Source organism: Jilunia laotingensis (assembly GCF_014385165.1).
Classification (GTDB): domain Bacteria; phylum Bacteroidota; class Bacteroidia; order Bacteroidales; family Bacteroidaceae; genus Bacteroides; species Bacteroides laotingensis.
Genome location: NZ_JACRTF010000001.1, coordinates 1,800,314 through 1,826,114, shown reverse-complemented (window position 1 = coordinate 1,826,114; position 25,801 = coordinate 1,800,314). Strand labels below are relative to the sequence as shown.

Annotated in this window: 16 protein-coding genes; 7 read left to right on the top strand and 9 right to left on the bottom strand. The window is 45.3% G+C overall.

The window, feature by feature from the left end; genetic code table 11:
* The first annotated feature begins 129 nt into the window (after positions 1-129).
* Positions 130-1,737 carry a phosphoenolpyruvate carboxykinase (ATP) gene (gene pckA, locus H8744_RS06835; RefSeq protein WP_262434132.1) on the top strand — a complete coding sequence of 536 codons (1,608 nt, stop codon included), beginning with the start codon at positions 130-132 and terminating at the stop codon, positions 1,735-1,737.
* 513 nt (positions 1,738-2,250) lie between these two features.
* Here the strand turns inward: pckA and H8744_RS06830 are convergent.
* The 3 genes from H8744_RS06830 to typA form a co-directional block, all read right to left on the bottom strand.
* Positions 2,251-3,708, bottom strand: coding sequence for a chitobiase/beta-hexosaminidase C-terminal domain-containing protein (locus H8744_RS06830; protein ID WP_262434131.1), 1,458 nt, complete (start codon positions 3,706-3,708; stop codon positions 2,251-2,253).
* Positions 3,709-3,906: 198 nt separating this feature from the next.
* The gene (locus tag H8744_RS06825; RefSeq protein WP_262434130.1) at positions 3,907-5,364 is read right to left on the bottom strand and encodes a chitobiase/beta-hexosaminidase C-terminal domain-containing protein; all 1,458 of its coding nucleotides are present in this window, start codon (positions 5,362-5,364) and stop codon (positions 3,907-3,909) included.
* A 200-nt stretch (positions 5,365-5,564) separates the two neighbouring features.
* Positions 5,565-7,364, bottom strand: a complete 1,800-nt coding sequence (gene typA / locus H8744_RS06820) for a translational GTPase TypA (RefSeq protein WP_262434129.1) — start codon at positions 7,362-7,364, stop codon at positions 5,565-5,567.
* Between the two features lie 158 nt (positions 7,365-7,522).
* On the opposite strand from typA, the gene rpsO reads away from it, so the two are divergent.
* The 3 genes from rpsO to H8744_RS06805 all read left to right on the top strand — a co-directional run bounded on the left by rpsO (position 7,523) and on the right by H8744_RS06805 (position 10,297).
* On the top strand, positions 7,523-7,792 hold the full coding sequence (gene rpsO, locus H8744_RS06815; RefSeq protein ID WP_262434128.1) for a 30S ribosomal protein S15: 270 nt from the start codon (positions 7,523-7,525) through the stop codon (positions 7,790-7,792).
* Between the two features lie 248 nt (positions 7,793-8,040).
* A complete protein-coding gene (locus H8744_RS06810) occupies positions 8,041-8,616 on the top strand; it encodes a helix-turn-helix domain-containing protein (RefSeq protein WP_262434127.1) in 576 nt (191 codons plus the stop codon).
* A gap of 31 nt (positions 8,617-8,647) precedes the next feature.
* Positions 8,648-10,297, top strand: coding sequence for an AMP-binding protein (locus tag H8744_RS06805; protein WP_262434126.1), 1,650 nt, complete (start codon positions 8,648-8,650; stop codon positions 10,295-10,297).
* On the opposite strand, the gene H8744_RS06800 is transcribed toward H8744_RS06805, so the two are convergent.
* Positions 10,290-11,861, bottom strand: a complete 1,572-nt coding sequence (locus H8744_RS06800) for a PAS domain-containing sensor histidine kinase (protein ID WP_262434125.1) — start codon at positions 11,859-11,861, stop codon at positions 10,290-10,292. The genes H8744_RS06805 and H8744_RS06800 overlap by 8 nt on opposite strands.
* Before the next feature lie 183 nt (positions 11,862-12,044).
* Here H8744_RS06800 and ahcY point away from each other — a divergent pair, with 183 nt between their 5' ends.
* The 3 genes from ahcY (at position 12,045) to H8744_RS06785 (ending at position 16,985) form a co-directional block, all read left to right on the top strand.
* Complete coding sequence (ahcY, locus tag H8744_RS06795; RefSeq protein WP_262434124.1) at positions 12,045-13,463, top strand: adenosylhomocysteinase; 1,419 nt, start codon at positions 12,045-12,047, stop codon at positions 13,461-13,463.
* Between the two features lie 80 nt (positions 13,464-13,543).
* Positions 13,544-16,042: a YfhO family protein gene (locus H8744_RS06790; protein WP_262434123.1), complete on the top strand. Its 2,499-nt coding sequence runs from the start codon at positions 13,544-13,546 to the stop codon at positions 16,040-16,042.
* A gap of 49 nt (positions 16,043-16,091) precedes the next feature.
* The gene (locus H8744_RS06785; RefSeq protein WP_262434122.1) at positions 16,092-16,985 is read left to right on the top strand and encodes an AraC family transcriptional regulator; all 894 of its coding nucleotides are present in this window, start codon (positions 16,092-16,094) and stop codon (positions 16,983-16,985) included.
* A 1-nt stretch (position 16,986) separates the two neighbouring features.
* On the opposite strand, the gene H8744_RS06780 is transcribed toward H8744_RS06785, so the two are convergent.
* The 5 genes from H8744_RS06780 to H8744_RS06760 all read right to left on the bottom strand — a co-directional run bounded on the left by H8744_RS06780 (position 16,987) and on the right by H8744_RS06760 (position 25,800).
* Positions 16,987-18,000, bottom strand: coding sequence for an aldose epimerase family protein (locus tag H8744_RS06780; protein WP_262434121.1), 1,014 nt, complete (start codon positions 17,998-18,000; stop codon positions 16,987-16,989).
* Positions 17,997-21,332 carry a DUF5107 domain-containing protein gene (locus H8744_RS06775; protein WP_262434120.1) on the bottom strand — a complete coding sequence of 1,112 codons (3,336 nt, stop codon included), beginning with the start codon at positions 21,330-21,332 and terminating at the stop codon, positions 17,997-17,999. The genes H8744_RS06780 and H8744_RS06775 overlap by 4 nt, the downstream gene beginning before the upstream one ends.
* Before the next feature lie 13 nt (positions 21,333-21,345).
* Complete coding sequence (locus H8744_RS06770) at positions 21,346-22,740, bottom strand: sugar porter family MFS transporter (RefSeq protein ID WP_439649376.1); 1,395 nt, start codon at positions 22,738-22,740, stop codon at positions 21,346-21,348.
* A 492-nt stretch (positions 22,741-23,232) separates the two neighbouring features.
* Positions 23,233-24,429: an AGE family epimerase/isomerase gene (locus H8744_RS06765; protein WP_439649357.1), complete on the bottom strand. Its 1,197-nt coding sequence runs from the start codon at positions 24,427-24,429 to the stop codon at positions 23,233-23,235.
* On the bottom strand, positions 24,430-25,800 hold the full coding sequence (locus tag H8744_RS06760; RefSeq protein ID WP_262434118.1) for an MFS transporter: 1,371 nt from the start codon (positions 25,798-25,800) through the stop codon (positions 24,430-24,432).
* Position 25,801: the final 1 nt, after the last annotated feature.

Genomic DNA, 25,801 nt, shown 5'->3' with positions numbered 1-25,801 from the left:
CCATAACATGTTTCCAAAGAAAGTATTACTTTTGTAGCCGATTTACAAGAGGATGTTGTAAAACATCCTTTTCCGCATGCCAGAATGAGATAATAAACAAAATACCAATTTAAATTAATTCAAAAGAAAATGGCAAATTTAGATTTAAGCAAGTACGGTATTACCGACGTGAAGGAAATCATCCACAACCCTTCTTATGATGTACTGTTCGCAGAAGAGACCAAACCGGGACTGGAAGGTTTCGAAAAAGGTCAAGTAACTGAATTGGGCGCTGTAAACGTAATGACTGGTATCTATACCGGCCGTTCTCCTAAAGATAAATTCTTCGTTAAGAATGAAGCCAGCGAAAACACTGTATGGTGGACTTCTGAAGAATACAAAAATGACAACAAACCTTGTTCTGAAGAAGCTTGGGCTGACTTGAAAGCTAAAGCAGTGAAAGAACTGTCCGGCAAACGTCTGTTTGTTGTAGATACTTTCTGCGGTGCTAACCCTGCCACTCGTATGAAAGTTCGTTTCATCATGGAAGTAGCTTGGCAGGCTCACTTCGTAACTAACATGTTCATCCGCCCGACAGCTGAAGAACTGGCTAATTACGGAGAACCTGACTTCGTTTCATTCAACGCTTCCAAAGCTAAAGTTGACAACTACAAAGAACTGGGTCTGAACTCAGAGACTGCTACCGTATTCAACTTGAAGGTAAACGAACAAGTTATCCTGAACACATGGTATGGTGGTGAAATGAAGAAGGGTATGTTCTCTATCATGAACTATCTGAACCCGTTGCGCGGAATCGCTTCAATGCACTGCTCTGCCAACACAGATAAAGAAGGCAAGAGTTCAGCTATCTTCTTCGGTCTGTCCGGTACTGGTAAGACAACCTTGTCAACTGACCCTAAACGTCTGTTGATCGGTGACGACGAACACGGATGGGATGACGAAGGCGTATTCAACTACGAAGGCGGTTGCTATGCTAAAGTTATCAATTTGGACAAAGACAGCGAGCCCGATATCTACAATGCTATCCGTCGTGATGCTCTGCTTGAAAACGTTACAGTAGACGCAAGCGGTAAGATCGACTTTGCAGATAAGAGCGTAACTGAGAACACTCGTGTTTCTTATCCTATCTACCACATCGAAAACATCGTTAAACCGGTTTCTAAAGGTCCTCACGCAAAACAAGTCATCTTCTTGTCTGCTGATGCCTTCGGAGTATTGCCTCCAGTATCTATCCTGACTCCGGAACAAGCTCAGTACTACTTCCTGTCCGGATTTACAGCTAAGTTGGCTGGTACAGAACGTGGTATCACTGAACCGACTCCGACATTCTCCGCTTGCTTCGGTGCTGCTTTCTTGTCACTGCACCCGACTAAATATGCAGAAGAACTGGTTAAGAAGATGGAAAAGACCGGTGCTAAAGCATACTTGGTTAACACTGGCTGGAACGGATCTGGCAAACGTATCTCTATCCGCGACACTCGTGGTATCATCGATGCAATCCTTGACGGTTCTATCGACAAAGCTCCGACGAAGGTTATTCCTTTCTTCGACTTCGTTGTTCCTACAGAACTTCCGGGTGTTGATCCGAAGATCCTCGATCCGCGCGACACTTACGAATGCGCTTGCAAATGGGAAGAAAAAGCAAAAGACCTTGCAGGACGTTTCATCAAGAACTTTGCTAAGTTCACTGGAAACGAAGCAGGTAAGAAGTTGGTTGCTGCTGGTCCGAAACTCTAATCTGAGATTCGACCTTGACATACAAAAAGGCGGTTCCGAAAGGAATCGCCTTTATTTTATTTGTATCGTTACTTTGCCAAAACACCCTGCAATGCGAGTTCAAACGTCAATACTTCCAGAGGCTCGACCGGTGAAAAACTCTGATATGCATCAGAGTTCATGTAAGCAAATCGCCTATAAAAGCACTTCGACTTTGCTTTATGACCGTTAAAGCAATACTTTATTTCTTTTTAAAGTGGAACTTTATTCCTTTTAAAGCGATGCTTTATTACCGTTAAAGCGATGCTTTATTACCGTTAAAGTGGTGCTTTATTACTATTGAAGTGGTACTGCATTACCTTTACAGTAACGCTGCATTACTTTTGCAGTAATGCTGTATTGCTTTTGCAGAAGCACTGCATCACCTTTGCAGCAGCGCTGCATTGCTTTTGCAGTGACATTGCATAAAAAGGGGCTGTCTCATCCTTCCTATGCGGAATGAGACAGCCCCTTCGATTTATTTAGAGAATACCTTTATCTTACAACGACCTTGGTAACGACATCTCCAACCTTAACAAGATAGAATCCTGCTGAAACCGGAATAGCATTTGCACCTGCAGTCACAGCCTTGCTTACAAGAACCTGACCCACAGAATTAACTATAGTAACCTGTGCATCTTCGGCAGCATTCACATTGATCACATTATAACCCGCTTCTACTCTTGAAGCTGCATTATCAACATTTGCAATGCCCGTATTAGTCAATGTAAAGGAGATAGGGAACAACTGTAAAGCCCCCTTAAAGCTACTTACGATAGCAGTTACATCATACGCTTTATCATCCGCAGGTAAACTTACTTCATTAAAACGTGCAAAAAGAGTAATAGTACCGGATTCGTCCGTTAATGTTTTACCACCTTCAAGATTAACAGTAGCATTATTCACCTGAATCAGTCTATTAAGCATTGTTTCTGTGATTTCATTAACCTTAACCACAGTCGGTTTGATAACCGCACCTTCCTCAGCAGCAGCAAATGTTTCGGCTACAGGGCTTGACAACTGTATAACTTCTCCGAATTCACCAACGGAACCCATGAAACCGGCAGGGATAATGTCGCCATTCTTATAAGTCTGCCCAACATTACCATATATCTGAAGTGCGCCCGTTGCATCTTGTACAAACAAATACGCACCGCTTTGATAAAGTACATTGACCGGATTAGCAAATTTCACAACCAAGCTTTGAGATTGTGTATAAAAATCTGCAATGTTCTCAACGGATTTTGCCTCACTTATGGTATAAGTAGCTGATACAACATCAGAGAATGTAGTTCCTACGGCAGCCGCTGCTATAATGGTTGTAGTAGATTCTACTTTAATAGGTCCGGTATAAGCAGTAAATTGTGGTGCTGATTTACTTAATTTATACCAAATGTCGGCCCCTTCGGTAGCACAACTAAGAGTCACTTCCACCGGTCCGTAATAAGTTCCTTCGCCAGGATTGAAAACCGGAACGGCAACAGCCGGAGCTTCACCTGTTGTTGTAGTTACCACTATAGAACTAATTTTAGCAGTACCGGCAAAAGTTAACACTACCTGACTTTCCGATCCCGTCCATGTGGGTTGGGCATATTCTCCACTATCAAATGTCAAAATAGTAGAAGCAATTGCTTTTCCTTCAAAAGTTATGGCAGTTATAATTTCCCCATTTGTAGTACTGAAAGTCAAAGTAGAAGGTTTGTAGCAACGAAGGCCTTCAACTCCATCTTTAGTTGCCCAAAAACGGTTATCAGTCGTTTCGTTGATCTTAGTAGATTTAATCACAACATTTCCGACAGTCATAGTACCATCGGCAAGATCGGTACCAGCACCTGATTCTGGAACAGCATACCCCAACGCAGCAGGGTCAGTCAAATTAAAAGTCACATCTGTAGCATTTGTAAAGCTTACAGCAGCAATAATCACAAATAATGAAAGTAACAGTCTTTTCATAAATAAATGTTTTTTAAAATTGGTGACACAAAGATAGAAGTTATTTATATTGCTGCTCCAATCCAACGTTTAAAAAATCACAATGTCACAATATTGTAATGAGGGAGGAAATGTAATAGTGCCGGACAAACACAAAAAGAGCTGTCTCGTTTTTCCAACTCAAGACAGCCCTTATAAAATTATTTCAAAAAGACCTTTTTACCTTACGACAACCTTAGCTACGACATCACCGACTTTAACAAGATAGAACCCTGCTGAAACCGGAATGGCATTAGTTCCGGCACTAACCGTTTTGTTAACAAGAGCCTGACCAACAGAATTGACAACAGTAACCTGGGTATCTTCCGCAGCATTCACATTGATTACGTTATAGCCCGCAACTACTTTTGAAGCTGTATTATCGACATTTGCAATACCTGTAGTCAACGTAAATGAAATCGGGAACAATTGGAAGTTACCATTATAACGACTTACAATGGCAGTTACGTTATACGATTTATCATCTGTAGGCAAAGTCACCTCATTGAAACGGGCATAAAGATTAATCGTACCCGTACCATCTGTCAAAGTCTTACCATCTTCAAGATTGACAATCGCATCATTCACCTGAATCAGTTTATCAAACAGATAATCATCGATTGCGTCTATCTTAACAACCGTAGGCGCGATCACCGGCCCCTCTTCCGGAGCTGCAAATGTTTCGGGCTCAACCACACGGAACTGAAGCTCCCCTCCGAACACATCTCCCTCCCCAATAATACCGGCCGGAATTATATCGCCATTCTTATATGTTCGACCGACATCACCATATATCTGCATCGCAGCCGATTCGTCTTGCACAAACAAATACAGACCGCTTTGATAAAGCACACTTACAGGATTGGTAAACACATGGACTATTCCTCTATTGGTGGTGAAGAAGTCAGCAATGTCTTTCACAGGTGTAGTTTCACCGATAGTATAAGTAGCTGAAACCACCGTACTATTATCACTTCCCTTTGAAGCCATAGCCTTGATTGTAGTTGTAGACTCTACTTTAATAGGAGCATTGTAAACGGCAGAAGCACTTGTCGGCTCGTCACCATTTGTAGTGTAATGGATGATAGCTCCCTCAGTAGCACATGTAATTTCTACATTTTTTGCCACATAATAAGTACCAGTCGCGAGTGAAAAAGTAGGATCGGCAACAGAAGCAGCCTGACCGGCTGTAGACACAACTATTGAACTGATTTTTGCAGTACCGCCAAAGGTTAACACAACTTTGCTTGCCGAGCCGGTCCATGTCGGTTTATCATATTCGCCACTATCGAATGTCAAAACAGCAGGAGTAATAGTTACTCCTTCAAAAGTAATAGCAGTGATTACTTCTCCATTGTTCGTAGAAAATGTCAAAGTGGAGGGCTTATAGCAGCGAAGACCTTCAACACCGTTAGCAGTTCCCCAAAAACGATTATCAGTCGTATCGTGCTTCTTATCCGACGTAATCACGACATTTCCAACAGTCAAAGTGCCATTCGCAAGATCAGTACCCTTACTTGTTTCAGGGACAGCATAGCCAAACGCAGCAGGATCAGTTAGATCAAAAGTCACTTCTCCTGCATTTGCAGAACTTAATGCAACTATAATCACAAATAACGAAAGTAATAGTCTTTTCATATATATATGTTTTAAAATGATTTCACAAAGATAGAATATATTTCATATTATCATCATAATCAACGTTTAAAAATTCACAATGCTAAAAAATAGTTATTATGAAGGACATCTTGCATCCGGAGCAATAAAAAAGCCTGGCAAGATTAACTTACCAGGCTCTTTCCTATTTATATATAGACTATACTCGATAGCCTCGATTACTAATTCTTATTAGCACGCTTACGTTCCATTTCGTCCAGAATGACTTTACGCATGCGCATCGCCTTCGGAGTCACCTCCACATATTCATCTTCCTTAATATATTCCAACGCCTCTTCCAAGGAGAACTGCACAGGAGGAATCAAACGAGCCTTCTCGTCAGAGCCGGACGCACGCATATTGGTAAGCTTCTTCGATTTAGTCACATTTACCACCAAGTCATTATCATGAGAATGTTCTCCCACCACCTGTCCGGCATAAACCTCTTCCTGCGGGAAAACGAAGAACTTGCCGCGATCCTGCAATTTATCGATTGCATAAGCAAATGCAGTACCACTCTCCATAGCAATAATAGAGCCATTGGTACGGCGTTCTATATCTCCTTTGTACGGTTGATACTCCTTGAAGCGGTGTGCCATGATAGCCTCACCGGCAGAAGCCGTCAACACATTGGTACGCAAACCGATGATACCGCGTGAAGGCATGTCGAACTCCAGATTTACACGTTCACCGTTGCTCTCCATCATAGTCATTTCACCCTTGCGGCGAGTCACCATATCAATGATCTTGCTTGAATACTCCTCCGGAACATTCACCGTAAGCTCTTCGATCGGCTCGCATTTCACACCGTCTATCTCTTTATAGATCACCTGCGGCTGTCCCACCTGCAACTCGTAGCCCTCACGACGCATGGTCTCTATCAATACAGACAAGTGAAGCACACCACGGCCGGAAACGATCCATTTGCCATCTTCCTCACTCTTACGCACACGTAATGCCAGATTCTTGTCCAATTCCTTCATCAGGCGGTCATGAATATGGCGCGAAGTCACAAACTTGCCATCCTTACCGAAAAACGGGGAATCGTTGATGGTGAACAGCATGCTCATCGTAGGCTCATCGATAGCAATTGGCGGCAATGCTTCCGGATTCTCAAAGTCGCAGATCGTGTCCCCGATCTCAAACCCGTCAATACCGATCAATGCGCAGATATCTCCGGAAGAAACTTCCGTAGTCTTCACGCGTCCCAACCCTTCGAATACATGCACTTCCTTAATCTTTGATTTCTGGAAACTCCCGTCACGCTTTGCCAATGTCACGTTCATACCTTCCTTCAACGTACCGCGGTGAACACGTCCTACAGCGATACGGCCCGTATATGAAGAATAATCGAGTGAAGTAATCAGCATCTGGGGAGTACCTTCCAACTGCGTAGGCGCAGGAATGTTCTCAATAATGCAGTCCAGCAACGGAGTGATGCTGTCGGTAGGTTTCTGCCAGTCCGTACTCATCCATCCGTTCTTTGCAGAACCGTACACACACGGAAAGTCCAACTGATCCTCTGTAGCATCCAAGCTAAACATAAGGTCGAACACCATCTCATGCACCTCTTCCGGGCGGCAGTTCGGTTTGTCCACCTTATTAACCACCACGATCGGTTTCAGTCCGATTTCCAGTGCTTTCTGCAACACGAAACGTGTTTGAGGCATCGGACCTTCAAAAGCATCGACCAACAGGATACATCCGTCAGCCATATTAAGTACACGTTCCACTTCTCCTCCGAAGTCACTATGCCCCGGAGTATCAATAATGTTAATCTTAGTTCCTTTGTAATTGATTGAAACGTTTTTTGACAGAATCGTTATCCCTCGTTCACGTTCCAAGTCGTTGTTATCCAGAATTAATTCACCGCTTGCCTGGTTGCTACGGAACAGATTTCCGGACAAAAGCATCTTATCGACAAGAGTTGTTTTCCCATGGTCAACATGGGCAATAATTGCAATGTTTCTAATATTTTGCATATAATACCTATTATTTGGCTGCAAAGGTACGAAAATGGATTATAAAACATATACTATACTTGGAAAAATTTCCTGCAAAACGTTGTGCGTTATTAAGATAATAACTATCTTTGCACGCTCAAAAGTAATATTTATATATCAAACCAAATCAAAGAATTATGTATTTAGACGCTGCTGAAAAGCAAGAGATCTTTGGAAAGTACGGAAAGTCTAACTCTGATACTGGCTCAGCTGAGTCCCAGATAGCTTTGTTTTCATACCGTATTTCTCACCTGACTGAGCATATGAAGCTCAACAGAAAAGATTATAGTACTGAGAGAGCTTTAACAATGTTGGTAGGTAAACGTCGTCGTTTGCTCGATTACCTGAAGGCTAAAGATATCGCAAGATATCGTGCCATCATTAAAACTCTCGGATTGCGTAAGTAATCCACTTGTTACAGACAAGATTGAAAGAGCCGTTCTCCAAAAAGAACGGCTCTTTTATTCTCAATAAAAACCACTCTCAAAAAACGGACATCCATCCGATTCCAAACCTTTCCTTAGAAAAGGATACTTAAAAAATCAGCTGCCGCATACTTTTTACCTTCTATAATTGTTATCATATAAAGAATTTGCTATTTTTGCAAATCAACCATTTCTAAATAGTAACCTTTTAGACAATAAATTCTATCGATATGGATACAAGCAAAATTGTCGGAGAGAAAATAAAAACACTCCGCGAGAATAAATCAATTACAATAGAAGAGCTGGCTCAACGTTCCGGCTTGGCTATAGAACAAATCGAACGCATCGAAGGCAACATCGATCTTCCATCACTGGCTCCACTCATCAAAATAGCCCGTGTACTGGGAGTGCGTCTGGGCACTTTCCTTGATGATCAGGATGAAACAGGCCCTGTGGTATGCCGCAAGACCGAAACAACCAACACCATCAGCTTTTCGAACAACGCCATCCATTCCAGAAAACATATGGAATATCATTCACTGTCAAAGTCGAAAGCAGACCGCCATATGGAACCGTTTATCATCGATGTCGCCCCGACTACCGATAATGACTTCGTTCTTTCATCCCACGAAGGAGAAGAATTCATCATGGTTATGGAAGGGGTCATGGAAATCAGTTACGGTAAGACCACTTATCTGCTTGAGGAAGGTGACAGCATTTATTACGACTCCATCATTCCCCACCATGTACACGCTTACGAAGGACAAGCGGCTAAGATACTGGCGGTGATTTATACACCAATTTAGGGGAGGAAGAATCAATTCTCAATTATACCACATGCAACTATACAACAGAACTCTCGGCCAGTGGCTGGAACACTGGGCCGAGAAGACACCCGACAAAGAATACATAGTATATTCCGATCGCAATCTTCGTTTTACCTGGCAACAATTTAATCATCGCGTGGACGATATGGCCAAGGGACTGATTGCTATCGGAGTAAGGAGAGGTACGCACGTAGGAATATGGGCAGCCAACGTACCCGATTGGCTGACATTGCTGTATGCCTGTGCCAAAATAGGCGCTGTCTACGTTACTGTCAACACGAACTATAAACAGGCAGAACTGGAATATTTGTGCCAGAACTCCGACATGCACACGCTGTGCATCGTGAACGGAGAGAAAGACAGCGACTTTGTACAAATGACCTATAACATGCTCCCCGAACTTAAAACCTGCGAACGGGGACATCTGGAGAGTAAACGTTTCCCACACATGAAGAACGTGATATACGTTGGTCCGGAAAAACACCGGGGCATGTACAACACGGCAGAAATCCTCCTGTTGGGAAACAATGTAAAAGACGACAAACTGGAAGAACTGAAAAGCCAGGTAGACTGCCACGATGTTGCGAATATGCAGTATACATCGGGAACCACGGGATTCCCCAAAGGGGTAATGCTGACCCACCACAACATCACGAACAACGGCTTTCTAACGGGAGAGCATATGAAGTTTACCGCAGACGACAAGTTGTGCTGCTGCGTTCCGTTATTCCATTGTTTTGGCGTTGTACTTGCCACAATGAATTGCCTGACACACGGCTGCACGCAAGTCATGGTAGAACGGTTCGATCCGTTGGTCGTACTCGCCTCCATCCACAAAGAACGTTGCACGGCACTCTATGGCGTACCTACCATGTTCATCGCCGAATTGAATCATCCGATGTTCGACTTATTCGATATGACAAGCCTCCGTACCGGCATTATGGCAGGTTCGCTCTGCCCGGTGGAGTTGATGAAGCAGGTAGAAGAAAAAATGTACATGAAAGTAACCAGTGTTTACGGACTGACAGAGGCTTCTCCCGGCATGACCGCCACACGCATTGAAGATTCATTTGATGTCCGTTGCAACACGGTGGGACGCGACTTCGAATTTACGGAAGTCAAAGTACTCGATCCGGAAACCGGAGAAGAATGCCCCGTAGGTGTACAGGGAGAAATGTGTAACCGCGGCTACAACACCATGAAAGGATATTATAAAAACCCGCAAGCAACCGCTGAAGTAATCGATCAGAACGGCTTCCTGCACTCCGGTGATCTCGGCATCAAAGATGAGGATGGGAACTACCGGATCACCGGTCGCATCAAAGATATGATCATCCGTGGCGGGGAAAACATTTATCCCCGGGAGATTGAAGAGTTTCTTTATAAGCTGGAAGGGATCAAAGATGTGCAAGTGGCAGGCATCCCGTCAAAGAAGTACGGTGAAGCCGTAGGAGCATTCATCATCCTTCATGAAGGGGTCGAAATGCACGAATCGGATGTTCGGGATTTCTGCAAAAACAAGATAGCCCGATACAAGATACCGAAATACATTTTCTTTATCGACGAATTCCCAATGACGGGCAGTGGCAAGATTCAGAAATTCAAACTGAAGGATCTGGGGTTGCAACTGTGCAAAGAGCAGGGAACGGAGATTATTTAAGGGAACAGGGTAACGTAAAGTAGAAAGTCGTGCCTTTGCCGACTTTCGAACGTACCCAGATACGACCACCCATCTTCTCTGCCAACATGCGGCAAAGCGTCAACCCGAGTCCGGTTCCCTGAACAAAATCATCTATCTTTCCAAAGCGACTGAAGATAGTGGCAATACGTTCGGCAGGAATACCTATTCCGGTATCGGAGACGTACCCTTGCACCATTTCCTCTTTCTTTTCAAATCCGTAATGAATCTCACCACCGGAGGTAAACTTTACGGCATTGCTCAATAAATTCATCCATATCTGGGAAATACGATCCCAATCACCCTGTACACACAATTCCTGATCGATCTCATCCAAATAAAGTTTCACTCCGGGCTTAACCGAATTGCAGAAACGATGATACAAGAGATTGCATACATCTCTCAATCTGACGGAACGAACGGAAAGCCTCAATGATCCGGCCTCCAATGCCGAAAGATCAAGGATGTCATTAAACAGGTTTAATAACAAGCCGGAATTCTTTTCGACTATCTCGGCATACTGATCCTGCTCTTCCCTATTTTCAGACTCAATGATCAGCTTTGAGAAACCTACAATTGCATTCAAAGGGGTACGTATTTCATGACTCATGTTAGCGAGAAACGAAGATTTCAGCTTGTCTGCTTCTTCCGCTTTGACACGTGCGGCAATCAACTCCCTTTCAGTGCGCTTTATATCGGTAACATCCCATGCCACACCGATGATATACGGATGTTCGCTACCAGAAGGTACCAGTGTTTTTATTGTCTTAACGAAACGTACCTCTCCTCTTTTGGTAGTATACCTCTCTTCATATTCCAGCCTCCCGGTCTTCATCACTTGCAGGTCGTCCTGACGGAATTTCATCGTCTCCTCGATATTGGGAAATACCTCCGCATCCGTTTTTCCGACAGCCTGCTCCACAGATATTCCCGAATACTCCGCAGCGGCAGCATTCCAATACAAGTAACGGAAGTCATTCCCCGCATCTTTCACAAACAGATAGACAGGAACATTATTCAAAATAGCATGCATCAGGGAATTCAAACGGGCAATCTCATTGCTTTGCTGAGTATTCCGCTTCTGCATTTTGACCTGATCGGACACATCGCGACACATACACAGCAGATAATTATCATCCAACGGGAAGATACGGTTCTCATAATGATGCAGAACACCATCCAGCATCAGCGAATGCTTGGCGATTGACCCTTTATGGGTTTCAATCACTATATCCATATTGTGCCTGACACTCTCATAAGCCTCTTCGGGCACAATGTCTTTTACATTAGAACCTACAATACTGTCGGAAGAAGTGCCTTCCACATGATTCGTAGAAGGAGATGAAGCCAATTCCACAATGTTCGCATCGTGATCGAAAACAGTAAGCATATCGGGCAATGCATCCAAAATACGGGTACCGTACCTGTCTCGAAAGCGTTTCGCCTTCATCAATGACAGCTCGGAAGAAAGACTTTCCACTTTCTTCTCAAGATCAACTATAATTTCAAGCAGCTCTTCCCTTGTTTTTTGTTTGCAATGTTCCATATATAGACCGTGTTTCTTCACTGGTATTATCATCCCGGTTGTCAATACTTTGCAAATATAAAATATATTCCGCAATACTGTTCATCCTTGTAGTTATTATTTTAAAAAAAGTCTGGCTGCTTTTGCCCTACTACTCAGAATGTTCTATCTTTGCATCACTTTTATTTTTAAACAAATTACAATATGTCTACAGAATTATTCTCTACTCTGCCTTATAAAGTGGCAGACATTAAACTTGCTGACTTCGGTCGCAAAGAAATCGATTTGGCAGAAAAGGAAATGCCCGGCCTTATGGCTCTTCGCGAAAAATATGGAGAATCCAAACCTTTGAAAGGTGCCCGCATCATGGGATCATTGCATATGACCATCCAGACTGCCGTACTTATTGAGACGCTCGTTGCATTGGGAGCTGAAGTACGTTGGTGTTCATGTAACATATATTCAACACAAGATCATGCAGCCGCTGCCATCGCAGCATCGGGAGTCGCTGTGTTTGCATGGAAAGGCGAAACACTCGCTGATTACTGGTGGTGTACGCTTCAGGCATTGAACTTTCCCGGTGGCAAAGGCCCCACGGTAATTGTAGACGACGGCGGTGACGCTACGATGATGATCCACGTAGGCTACGAAGCTGAAAACAATGCTGCCGTACTGGATAAAGAAGCCCATGCGGAAGATGAGATCGAACTGAACGCCATCCTCAAAAGAGTGCTGGCAGAAGATAAAGACCGTTGGCATCGTGTAGCTACCGAAGTACGCGGTGTATCGGAAGAAACAACTACGGGCGTACACCGTCTGTACCAGATGCAGGAAGAAGGCAAGTTGCTGTTCCCTGCCTTCAACGTAAACGATTCTGTAACCAAATCAAAATTCGACAACCTGTATGGTTGCCGTGAATCACTGGCTGATGGTATCAAGCGTGCCACAGACGTAATGATTGCCGGCAAAGTAGTGGTAGTTTGCGGTTATGGCGATGTAGGTAAAGGATGCTCGCATTCCATGCGTTCGTACGGAGCCCGTGTACTGGTGACGGAAGTCGATCCTATCTGCGCCCTGCAAGCAGCTATGGAAGGCTTTGAAGTAGTGACAATGGAAGATGCCTGCAAAGAAGGCAATATCTTTGTAACCACTACCGGAAACATAGACATCATCCGCATAGACCACATGGAGCAGATGAAAGATCAAGCCATCGTATGTAACATCGGTCACTTCGACAACGAAATACAGGTGGATGCACTGAAACATTACCCGGGTATTAAACGGGTTAATATCAAACCACAAGTAGATCGCTATTACTTCCCGGACGGACATAGCATCACCCTCCTTGCCGATGGCCGTCTGGTAAACCTGGGATGCGCAACGGGACATCCGTCCTTCGTGATGAGTAACTCGTTCACCAACCAAACATTGGCACAGATCGAACTGTTCAACAAGAAGTACGATGTAAACGTATACCGCCTGCCTAAACATCTGGACGAGGAAGTAGCCCGTCTGCATCTTGAAAAGATCGGTGTAAAACTGACGAAACTCACCCCCGAACAGGCTGCTTATATCGGTGTATCGGTAGATGGTCCGTACAAAGCTGAACACTACAGATATTAATAGATTGTTATTCAACAAGTGAAGAGTGAGAAGTATCACTATTTTTCACTCTTCACTAATCACTTTTCATTTAATTAAGTATGAAGAAGTTCCTTCCCGATCTGATTGCCATCCTGGCATTTATCATTCTCTCTTTCGCCTATTTCTTCCCGGCTGTCATCGAAGGTCGGTCACTCTTCCAACACGACACGGTTGCCGGAGTAGGAGCCGGACAGGAGGCTAAAGAGTTCCATGAACGTACAGGCCAAACCACACGCTGGACAAACTCGCTTTTCGGTGGTATGCCGAATTATCAAATATCGCCCAGCTACGATTCCACCAAACCATTGCGATGGGCAGAAAAGGTATATCAACTTTATTTGCCTTCATACGTCTGGCTCACGTTCATCATGATGCTGGGGTTCTATATCCTGTTGCGCGCCTTCGGACTTCCGGCATGGTTGGCTGGTTTAGGAGGTGTTATATGGGCATTCTCTTCATACTTCTTTATATTGATATCGGCAGGCCATATCTGGAAGTTTATCACTCTGGCATATATTCCGCCTACGATAGCCGGTATCGTACTTGCTTATCGTAAGAAATATCTATTGGGAGGTATTGTCACCGCCTTGTTCCTGGCTCTGCAAATACAGTCCAACCACGTTCAGATGTCTTACTATTTCTTGTTTGTTATCCTGTTTATGGTGGGAGCTTACTTCGAAGAGGCGTGGCGTAAGAAAGAATTGCCTTCTTTCTTTAAAGCTTCGGCAGTATTGGTAGTGGCAGGCATAATAGGTGTGGCGGTCAACCTCTCCAATCTGTACCACACGTATGAATATAGCAAAGAAACCTTGCGCGGTAAAAGCGAATTGGTACACGAAGGTGCGAAAGCAGAACAGACCAGTAATGGACTCGACCGTGATTACATCACAAACTGGAGTTATGGCATCGGTGAAACACTCAGCTTGTTGGTCCCCAATGTCAGAGGCGGTGCATCCGTCCCCTTGACGGAAAGTGAAACTGCTATGAAAAAAGCCAACCCGATGTACAACGGGCTTTATTCGCAAATCACCCAATACTTCGGTGACCAACCCATGACTTCCGGCCCGGTCTATGTCGGTGCGTTTGTGATGGCACTCTTCCTCCTGGGCTGCTTTATCGTGAAAGGCCCCATGAAATGGGCACTGATCGGGGCTACCCTCTTCTCCATCCTTTTGTCATGGGGAAAGAACTTCATACCATTGACTGACTTCTTCATCGATTACATACCGATGTACAACAAATTCCGGGCGGTATCGTCCATTCTGGTAATTGCAGAATTTACCATACCGTTATTGGCAATATTCGCACTTAAAACGATTATCGACAAGCCGTCCGTTCTGAAAGAGAACCGCCGGGGAGTCATCATCAGCTTTTGCCTGACTGCCGGTGTAGCACTTATATTGGCTATTGCTCCGGGCATACTTATTCCGAGCTTTATCCCCGCACACGAAATGGCTGCCCTCCAACAGGCCATTCCATCCGATCAGTTAATGCCCATTCTCGACAATCTGAAAGAGATGCGCATGAGCATGGTAACATCAGACGCGTGGTCGAGTTTCTTTATCATCTGTTGTGGCTTTGCCCTCCTGTTCATTTATCAAAGAGGCAAACTGAAAAGTTCATGGACAATCGGTGCCATTGCTTTGCTCTGTATCATCGAAATGTGGAGCATTAACAAGAGATATCTTAACGATGAACAGTTCGTACACCAATCTGCAAAAGTAGATACATTCCGCAAGACCCCGACCGACGAACAGATATTACAAGACAAATCGTTGGATTATCGTGTATTGAACTTCGCAACCAGTACGTTCCAAGAGAACAATACTTCTTACTGGCACAAAAGTATCGGTGGATATCATGCAGCCAAACTCAGGCGTTATCAGGAAATGATAGACCACTACATCGCACCGGAAATGCAGTCTACCTTCAAGGAAATTGCTGCAACCGGTGGAGAAATGGACAGTGTAGATGCCAATAAGTTCCGGGTATTGAACATGCTGAACACGAAATATTTCATTTTACCGGTCAACCAACAGGGACAAACGGTACCGATCCTCAATCCGTATGCTTATGGCAATGCCTGGTTCGTTGACAAAGTACAGTATGTGAATAATGCCAACGAAGAAATAGATGCAGTAGGCACGGCAGACCTTAAGAACACTGCAATTGTAGATGCGAAATTCAAGGATGCTTTGAAAGGAGTTACGGATGGGTTTAAACAAGATTCCTTAAGCACTATCCGGCTAACCAGTTATGAGCCGAATCAGTTGGTATACGAAACTTCTTCCCCCAAAGACGGTGTTGTCGTTTTCTCCGAGATTTACTATCCGGGATGGCAAGCTACGATTGACGGTCAGCCAGCGGACATAGCCCGTGCCGATTATATCCTCCGTGCCATGAATGTTCCGGCAGGCAAGCACACCATTGAGATGCGCTTCGACCCGAAAAGCTTGCATGTGACGGAAGGTATCGCTTACGGAGCAATAGGATTGCTGGTAGCCGGAGTAGTAATGCTGATAATCATCTATATTAGAAGAAACAGAAAAACAACTTAAAAATAAGAATGGACTGAGTTGAACATGATGAACGAATAAATCCCCTACTATGCCAAGGATAAGAGAAGGATTCAAAGGAGAACGAATTGCCGTACTGCCCGTCTTTCTGATTGAAGAATTGAAGCGGGACTATTTAGGTAAAGAGCTATACATAACCGATATCGGTTATTATCCTCATGCCGGCTTCCATTATTGTGAACGCACGGATGCGGAAGCAAACGAATTTGTCCTTATCTATTGTGTAGAGGGAGAGGGTTGGTTTGAACTCGACAGGAAAAAGCAGACAGTGACCGCCAACCAATTCTTTATCCTTCCCGAACATAAAGCACATTCATACGGAAGCAGTACGCAGAATCCGTGGAGCATCTACTGGATGCACTTCAACGGGGAGAAAGCCGCCTTCTTCAGTTCGGGCTTCGACCGCCCGCACGACATTGCCCCAGCGGAACATTCACGCATCAAGGAGAGGCTGGGACTGTTTGAAGAGATCTACTTATCCATCAGTTCGGGATACAATAAAAACAACATGCTTTATGCCACCACCAGCCTATTCCACTTCTTGGGTTCCATGAAATTTATCGGTGAGTACCGGGAATGCCGTTCACCCAAGGAGGCACGCCCCAAAGACGTTGTACAACTGGCCATCCACTACATGCAGGAGAACCTGAACAGAAGTATCCGGTTGAAAGACATCGCTGCCGAAGTGAAACTTTCCATCTCTTACTTCTCCAGTCTCTTTGAAGAAAAGACGGGTTACTCACCCCTACGTTATCTGGCATACCTCCGGATTCAGGAGGCTTGCCATTATCTGGATTTCACAAACCTAAAGATCAGCCAGATCAGCCCGTTGGTGGGTTATGAAGATTCATTCTATTTCTCCCGCTTGTTCACGAAGACGATGGGAATGTCGCCTTCGGAATACAAAGCGAAGAAAAAAGGATAGGTCACAGGTTGTCGAACCGGTAAACCGTCAAGTGATCGTACACCTCCCCCGGATTGAGCAAACAGGAAGGAAAATGCGGATGTGAAGGGGTATCCGGAAAATACTGTGTCTCCAGACAGACTGCCGTATCCGGACGCGCATAATATCCGGCAGTATAGAGCAATACCCCCGGCAAATCAGTCTTCACGGTCAACCGGCGGTGGGATTCCGTTTCACATAAAGAGGCGGCAGTTAGTAAGTCAGGAGAAGATGCCTCTTTCAGTACATAGCAATGGTTATACCCTTTATTCCATGCCAACTGTTGATGGGCAGCATAAAGATCTTTACCAATCGTTTTACGGCGTGTAAAGTCAAAGGGCGTACCCAGGACGGAAACCTTCTTCCCATTGGGAATGAACTTGGAATTGGTATCCAATATCCACTCCGAAGGGATGGTCAGATAATGGGAAGTAATCTTTTCCCTTCTCCCCGTCAAGTTGAAATATGCATGGTTCGTCATATTCAAATAGGTCGGACGATCGGTTTGCCCATAATAACGAATGGAGAGTTCATTGTCTTCGCTCCACAAATAATCCACTTTCACCCGGATAGTTCCGGGATAACCTCCTTCGCCATCGGGCGATGTCAATTCAAACCGGACACCACCGTCTATCTCCTGCCATTCCCATAGCTTATTATGGAAACCGGAGAATCCACCATGATTCGTATGGTGCCCGTCATTAGCCTCCAGTTGGAAAGTCTCCCCGTGTATGGTGAATCGCGCATTCGCAATGCGATTGGCGAACCTGCCGACAATGGCTCCCATATAGTAAGAATCGGACAGATACTCCTCTATGCAGTCATAGCCCGCCAATACATTCGCCAATCGCCCATTGGCATCGGGCATCATAGAAGTGATCCAACGGGCTCCCCAGTTGGTCACTTCTACGAACGCTCCCGATTCGTTAGTCAACCGGATACGGTAGACCGGTTCACCGGAAGGGATATAAGCTTCTACGTTATAAGCTATCTTCATAACATGTTCCGATGGATTTGCCCACCCTGATGGTTCACATCCAATGCTCTCACCTCATCGAGAAAAGCGGTTGCTTTGACAGGCTCGTTCAATCCCAAGTAGCCAAGTCCCATCACATAGTTGCAATGGATGCGGTTACGCTTGTCCAGATCGTCTTCCCAGATAGCCAGATCGGGCAATGACACGGCAAAGTAATCGATGCGGCATTTGTCGAACAGATGCTTCTCACCATGCTTGATGAGCTTGTTGAAACAGCCGCGTGCCTTGCCTTCTTCTCCCAACGCCCGCCAAGCTAATCCCTGATAGAATATTTTATCCGGTTGCTGGTCATTATAGAAGAAAGCCTGCTGAGGTTCGGACGATCCGACAGTAGCTTTTTCAAAGCACTCTCTAGCCGATACATCTTCTCCCAAGCCGCGATAGGCTTCGCCTTTGTAATACCAGATATCATTTTCCTCGGCATTCGCCAGCTTGCCTTCACCCAAGTTATAGGGATAGTCTTCCGTCTCTTTCAGAAGAGCCAAGGCATCGGCATACCGTTTCTCGCGAAGTGCAATTTTCGCAAGTTCTACCCGGCATAACACGTACTGCCCGGTGATCTTTCCTTCACCACCCTCCCAAGGATGGAAATTACGGGCAGCGATCAAATCTTTGGCTTCGGCATAACGACCCAATTGATTATAAAGCGTAATACGCTCGATAGCCAAATCATCACGCTCTTCCGTTTCGGCAAGGTGAGCTTCGAGGAAAGCAAGGCGTTCGGCATGGGGACGGCCAAGACGTTTGTAAAGCTGGTCGAGTTCCATCAAAATGCGCGAATCGTGTTCATCGAGCCTGTAAGCTCTTTCAAGGGCCTCCAAAGCTTTCTGTTTCTCATTTTGCTTATTGTAATAAGCCAATGACAGATTGCGCCAGACGGTGGGGAATGACGGATCGACGGAAGCAGAAGTTTCCCAGCAAGCAACGGCACTGTCGTACTGACGGGCGGAATACCAGAAGTTACCCAAGCTATAAGCAGCTTTTGCACCTTGCTTATTCATAGCAACTGCACTTTGCAGGATGAGGACTTCCTCAATGCGGTTCGGGAAACAATAGGCGTGGTTTTCTTTCTCCGCCTTCTGATAGTATTCCAATGCTTTCTCATTTTCACCCATACAGGCATGGAAATACCCCAGTGCATAGTAAACCATCGGATATACGTTTCCAGCTCCCGAAGCATGGCTTTGCAACAAGGCAATTGCCTCATCATACAGACCGGCAGCGGCAAAATCGAGTGCATATTCTAGGAATCCGTGCGACCAATTGCGCATCATCGTCTTCATATCCGCCAGCACTTTCTCGTCTTGTGTCAGCAAGTAAAGTTCAAAACGGCAGCCCATGTTGAAACGGTCTATCTTCAAAGACTCTTCTATCAGTGCCAACGCCTCCTCCTTCCGGTTCAGCTTCCGGAGAATGGAGGCTTTCAACTGACGAGCCTTGTGATTATGCCAGTTGCGAATCAGAGAACGGTCTGCCTTATCAAGCGCACTCTCATAATTCCCTTTCTGTGTCTCAATCTGTGCCAGGGCAAAATAAGCGGCATCCTGCCAGGCGGCATTCCAAGCCGATTTGAAGAACGCATCATATGCTTCATCCGGTTTACCTTGCATCTTGCAACTCCACCCCAGGTTGTAGTAAGGTTCTCCGTCATACGGATTGGGATTGCGTTCGGTCAAGGTTTCTACTGCTTTGCGGAAATACGCTTCTGCCTGTGCAAACTGCCCTTTACGCATCAGAAGGAGTCCGACCGCATTGTTACAACGCACATCCCCCGGTTCGCGGTGGAGAGCTTCCATATAATAATCCATCGGATTGTAAGTAGCATGGCGATACTGTTCCAGATGCAGACCGGTAAGGAACAATTGTTCGATTGAAGCAATGTCCTTCGGATCTTTGGCAGCCTTCGCAGGATCGGGAACCGGTTTGATTTCCGGCTTATCCGCCTGATAGGAAAGGATCACTTTTCCTTCCCGGTTCCTGACTTCCACACGGATCTCTTCTTCTTTCAAATCTCCTGTCGGGAAAGTGCCGGCAAACGGTTCGGCAGGAGATATCCGGAGCGTCTTATCAAAAAGCATATTTCCCCGGTTATCTTTGACCAGTATGTTCAAGTCTTTGTTCACGCCTGTGGTATAGAGGACGATACGGCTTTCTCCATCCTTCAGTTCTAGGTTCAACAGGGCATCTTTAGTCGCATTTTTCACATAACCCACTTCGCTGTAAGGCATGAAATATTGAACCCATGATTTTTCTTCATAAGGTTGAAGCCATGAGAAATCAGGTTGGTTGTCGGTGTACATTCCGGTCATAAGCTCAATGTACGGACCGTCCTCGTCCGTAAGATTGCGATCCCAGGCACGGCCGAAGTTTCCATTTCCCCACGTCCACTGTTTCTTACCGGGCGAAACATGATGATCGGCAACGTGCAGCAAACCGCCTTGCACATCGGCTTCATAACCTCCGACAAAGTCGAACTTCGATTTAATAGCCATATAGGAAGTAGGCACGGGGATATTCTTATACTTCGAGATGTCCACGCCTGCCGAATAATCCTGTTTATAATAAGTCCCGGTAGCAATGGGGAAAGAGGAAACATCGCGCTTGCCATGATCGAACACGGCATTCACATCAGGCGGGAACACCGAATGGTAATGATCGTTGACCACGACTGCCGGATTTGCCCACCATAAGAATGTCTGAGGGAAAGAAGTGCGATTGTATATCTTCACCTTAATTTCGATATACGCCTTTCCGGGGTAGAGCGTGAATCCTTGCATTCCTTTGGTACGGAACATGCGTTCCACTTCATTGCACCAGATGGTTTTACTACCATCGGGATTCTCCTCGATAGAGAAGTCGGTGGGCAGATAAGTGGAAGGACGGTGGTGCTGAGGCCAGTTGAATTCTATACCTCCTGAAATCCACGGGCCGGTTAGTCCTACCAAGGCAGGTTTCACTACTTGGTTGTAATACACAAAATGGCGTTTCTTCACTTTATCGTATGCCATGTGTACACGTCCGCCCAGTTCGGGCAGAATCATCACCTTTATATACTCGTTCTCGATGAACAGGGCGTGATATTGCTTATCGACTTTCTTATCGGATATCTTTTCTACCACAGGATAAGGATAGACCGATCCGCAACTGCCCTGATAAACTCGCTTTTCAAGGAAGATAGGGTTCTTCTCCTCTTTTCCTATCTCGTAAGTAGGAAGTAGAATATCCTCTTCCCAAGCACGCACTTCACTGGTGTGAACGGTGCTTTGAATCAAATATTGGGTTATCTTTTCCATATTTATATAATGATTATTTTATTAATTCTTTCTCGATCTCTTCCAAGCTCTTCCCTTTCGTTTCGGGCAGACAGGTCACTACAAATATTCCGCCGGCAAGACAGATGACACCGTACAACCAGAAAGTTCCGGCTGCCCCCAGGCTACTGTTCAATACGGGGAAAGTATAAGTCAGGATGAAACAAGCAGCCCACAGAGCGAATGTACAAACGGACATTGCTACACCGCGTACACGGTTCGGGAAGATCTCGGAGATGATGACCCACATGGTAGTTGCCAACGTCATGGCGTAACAGGCAATAGCCAGTACGACAATGACCAGCAATACGATGCCCGTGATGTGGAAATAGTAGGCTGCCCCCATGAAAGCGTAAATAACGGTCAGCCCGAACGATCCGATCAATGTGAGTACCTTACGTCCCCAGCGGTCAACAACAAACATGGCAAGAATCGTAAAGACCACATTCGTAATACCGGTCACGACAATATTCATCAATACATCCGAAACACCGTAACCCGCTTCCATAAATATCTCTTGGGCATAATTGAATATCACATTAATGCCACACCATTGTTGCAGAACAGCCATAACAATACCAATTATCAAGACTTTCCTCATGGATGGTTGAAGTAATTGCTTGAATCCTCCTTGTTGCTCAGTACCGGTGGAAGATGCATCGATGGCTTGCAGTTCCCTACGTGCATAGGCATCTCCTCCCATACGCGCGAACACTTTCAATGCTGCTTCCCGGCGACCGGAAGAAGCCAGCCAACGGGGACTTTCGGGAAGAATGAAGCTAAAACCGAAAAACAAAGTTGCAGGCACGGTCATCGCCCAGAACATCCAACGCCAGCCCCATTGCCCGTTCCACGATTCACGGATCATCTCCGCTGTGGCACCTGCCTGCACAGGTTCGGCTATCTGCCAGTTCACGATCTGGGAGGCAAGTATGCCCAATACAACTGTTAACTGATTGATGGAAACGAACCGTCCCCGAAGATGTGCCGGAGCTATCTCGGCAATATACATAGGTGAAAGGCTGGAAGCAATGCCAATAGCAAATCCGCCTATCAACCGGAATACATTAAAATAAGTAAAGGAATGGACAGCACCCGTACCAATTGCCGTGGCAATAAACAGTCCCGCAGCCAGAATCAGGATAGGCTTACGTCCGAGACGGTCGCTCAGCTTGCCGGCACTCAAAGCACCGACCAGACAGCCGATCAACGCGCTGCTCATAGCCCAGCCTTGGAGGACAGGATCACCTGCTATCTGGAAATATTGTTCATAAAAAGGCTTTGCACCGCCTATCACAACCCAGTCGTAACCAAAGAGGAAACCTCCCATGGCAGAGATCAGGGCGATCAGAAACAGATAAAGATTCGATTGTGTCTTCATGGTCATAATGATATTGATTAATTATGACCGCAAAGTAACCCGGTTTTCTCCGAGTAAAAAATAGAGAGAATTACTTAAAGCATGGACAATCTTACTATTGCAAAGTCGAAGAAAGCCGATACGCTCAACGCATCCACTTGACAATCTTCCTGCGAAAACATCATCTGATTATCAAAAGCCATCATATGCAAGTTTGAGCATGATGATAGCTTAAAATGAAACATGATTGTTGAATTAAATCATTTAGCTTAATACCAGGTTTGCCCAATTATCAAAGCCGATATTCATATAGAGACACCAAAATCGAGATAAATCATATATATTAAATCATTGACTATCAGATCATTTTAAACACATTTTTTACTCGGTGAGGAAGTGGTTCTTCATCGGTGAGGAACAGCGCCTTCATCGGTGAGGAAGGACACCTTCATCGGTGCCCTCCGATACGTTCCTCGGTGATAAGAAACATCATCAGTTTAAAGCATCAACAGATGTAAAGTATTATTTACTGATCCGTTGCATCAACTCCATGCACATCCGTCCATTATGATAAGGACATTTCCAAAACCCGGCTTTATCATCTTCTCGGTTCACTGTCCCGTCAGCACGGATACTCCAGAACCACTCCCCATGTTCACGGTCTATCAGATGTTTTTTAATAAACTCCCAACAATCAAGCGAACGCTGCAACGCCACCGGATCGTCAAAGTGCTGATAGATATTAAAATATCCCACTACCGCCTCGGCTTGCACCCACCAATGCCGGTCAGCATCCGTATGTCCGGTATTCGTATCCCTTTCATAAATCATTCCTCCTTCGGTGGTAACGCCTTCGGCTGCTGCATCGGCTATACAGCGAACGACCATTTCCACAGATGCCAGTAATCTTGTATCACCCAATTCCAAAGCAGCCTCATGTAACAGCCAGGAAGCCTCAATGTCATGCCCATACGATATAATTGAGGATTTTGATTGCCAATCGTCATTAAAAAAGAGTTGCAAATGACTGGTCTCCTTATTGAGTATCTTCTCTGTAAAAAGAAGAATCAGATTATGCAGTCGCTCACGCAAACGATCGTCTTTCCAGACCCGGTACAAGTTGGTATAAGGTTCCAGAATATGGAGATGAGTATTCATCGTCTTCCTTTCATTCGCATCTTTTTCGCTCAGGCGCATGTCGGCTATCTCCTCCCACTGACGGGTAAAAGCTTCCTGATAGCCATTCTTTACCGTGTCAAAGCTGTGCTTTTCAATATCATCGAACAATCGTACAGCATACGTCAATGCTTCTTCATCACCCGTTGCACGGTGATATTCGCTCAATCCGTAGACGGCAAAACCAATGGCATACACCTGTTTCTTCGTATCCAACGGATCACCTTCGGCAGTAAGACTCCAATATACGCCCCCGAAATCGCGATCATAGAAACAATCGATCAGATATCGTTTGGCATGTGTAGCCATATCCAGATATTCCTGTTTACCAAGAAGCCGGTAAGCTGCTGAAAAAGTCCAAAGGATACGCGCACAAAGAATAGCTCCTTTCGGGGCATCGGGCATGAGTACGTCCCTCCCGGTGATGCGTCCGAAAAAGCCGCCTCTCGCATTGTCTTTCATCCCGTTCATCCAGTAAGGAAGAATATTGGAGACAAGGATATCTTCCATTTCATTATATAGCTTTTGCAATGCTTCCATCATTTAGTCCTTCCGTTTAGTTTCCAATTCCGCTTCAATCTTCTTCATCCTTTGTTCACTAAGAGGATACATGCTGATAAAGATCACACTCAACACCGTACCGACAGCAGGCAGAAAGCTCAAGAACATCTTGATACCATGTATCGCCTCTTCACTTTGCACAGCATTCGCCCGAAATCCGAAATAGGCCAATAGCCATCCGGTCAGCGCAGTGCCTATCGCCCATCCGAACTTCTGGCTCATTGATGAAGACGAAAAGATCAGCCCTGTAGCCCTGTTCCCTGTTTTCCATTCCGAATAATCGGTACAATCGGCATACATCGACCACAGCAGAGGAAAAATACTTCCCGCACAAATACTGATCAGTACTTGAAAGGTAAAAATGAGTACCAGATCCCCTTTGCCGAACCAATAGAAAATAATGCTCAGCACAGTAGCGATCGACATCGCCCACTTGTAAGTAGCCTTCTTTCCGATCCGGTTACTGACAGGAGCCGCAAGCATTACTCCCACGATGTTTGCCGCTTGTCCTACCGCCAAATACAACCCGCTCAGCACAAAAGAGACTCCAAAAAGGGATACAGCCGCATGAGATTCTTCCACAATGAAATATTTGAAATAGTATACCGTAGCTCCGTCACGAATCGAATTAAAAACCAAAGCAGCAATGCCTGCCCCAAGCAGAATCCACCAGGGACGATTGTGCAAAAGATCGCGCAGATCGTCTTTCAACGGGCTTTGTACCTCCCTAATGGGTTTCACCCGCTCGCGTGTCAGTGCAAAGCAACCGTAAAACAGCGCAGTACACATCACCGCTATCACCACCACAGCCATCATCCAGCCATATTGCTCACTATGCCCGTGACTGAAATGATTCACCATCGGCATAAACAGCAACAGGGCAATGAAACTGCCGATATAAGCAAAAGTCATGCGATAGGTGGAAAGCGTGTTCCGCTCTTTTGGGTCGGGACTCATTACTCCCAGCAAGGATGCATAAGGAACATTGATGCCCGAATAAACCATCATCATCAGCGAATAGGTAATATAAGCATAGACGAGTTTTCCGGTGGTACCCAGACCCGGGGTAGTAAATGTCAGGACTCCGATCAGTCCGAAAGGTGCAGCCAGATATAACAAATAGGGACGGAACTTCCCCCACCGAGAAAGGGTACGATCCGCCATCACCCCTACGATGGGATCAAATGCAGAATCCCACACCCGAGTTATCAGGAACATGGTTCCAACCACCGCTGCGGGGAGCCCGAACACATCCGTATAAAATATCATCAAATAAGAACCGAAAAGCTTCCAGAACATAGACGAAGCCATGTCCCCGAAGCCGTAACCAATCTTTTCCCTTAATTTTATCATA

Coding starts and splice junctions, on each gene's coding strand:
- pckA (WP_262434132.1), top strand. CDS start 130: ATGGCAAATTTAGATTTAAGCAAGTACGGTATTACCGACGTGAAGGAA.
- H8744_RS06830 (WP_262434131.1), bottom strand. CDS start 3,708: ATGAAAAGACTGTTACTTTCATTATTTGTGATTATTGCTGCTGTAAGC.
- H8744_RS06825 (WP_262434130.1), bottom strand. CDS start 5,364: ATGAAAAGACTATTACTTTCGTTATTTGTGATTATAGTTGCATTAAGT.
- typA (WP_262434129.1), bottom strand. CDS start 7,364: ATGCAAAATATTAGAAACATTGCAATTATTGCCCATGTTGACCATGGG.
- rpsO (WP_262434128.1), top strand. CDS start 7,523: ATGTATTTAGACGCTGCTGAAAAGCAAGAGATCTTTGGAAAGTACGGA.
- H8744_RS06810 (WP_262434127.1), top strand. CDS start 8,041: ATGGATACAAGCAAAATTGTCGGAGAGAAAATAAAAACACTCCGCGAG.
- H8744_RS06805 (WP_262434126.1), top strand. CDS start 8,648: ATGCAACTATACAACAGAACTCTCGGCCAGTGGCTGGAACACTGGGCC.
- H8744_RS06800 (WP_262434125.1), bottom strand. CDS start 11,861: ATGGAACATTGCAAACAAAAAACAAGGGAAGAGCTGCTTGAAATTATA.
- ahcY (WP_262434124.1), top strand. CDS start 12,045: ATGTCTACAGAATTATTCTCTACTCTGCCTTATAAAGTGGCAGACATT.
- H8744_RS06790 (WP_262434123.1), top strand. CDS start 13,544: ATGAAGAAGTTCCTTCCCGATCTGATTGCCATCCTGGCATTTATCATT.
- H8744_RS06785 (WP_262434122.1), top strand. CDS start 16,092: ATGCCAAGGATAAGAGAAGGATTCAAAGGAGAACGAATTGCCGTACTG.
- H8744_RS06780 (WP_262434121.1), bottom strand. CDS start 18,000: ATGAAGATAGCTTATAACGTAGAAGCTTATATCCCTTCCGGTGAACCG.
- H8744_RS06775 (WP_262434120.1), bottom strand. CDS start 21,332: ATGGAAAAGATAACCCAATATTTGATTCAAAGCACCGTTCACACCAGT.
- H8744_RS06765 (WP_439649357.1), bottom strand. CDS start 24,429: ATGATGGAAGCATTGCAAAAGCTATATAATGAAATGGAAGATATCCTT.
- H8744_RS06760 (WP_262434118.1), bottom strand. CDS start 25,800: ATGATAAAATTAAGGGAAAAGATTGGTTACGGCTTCGGGGACATGGCT.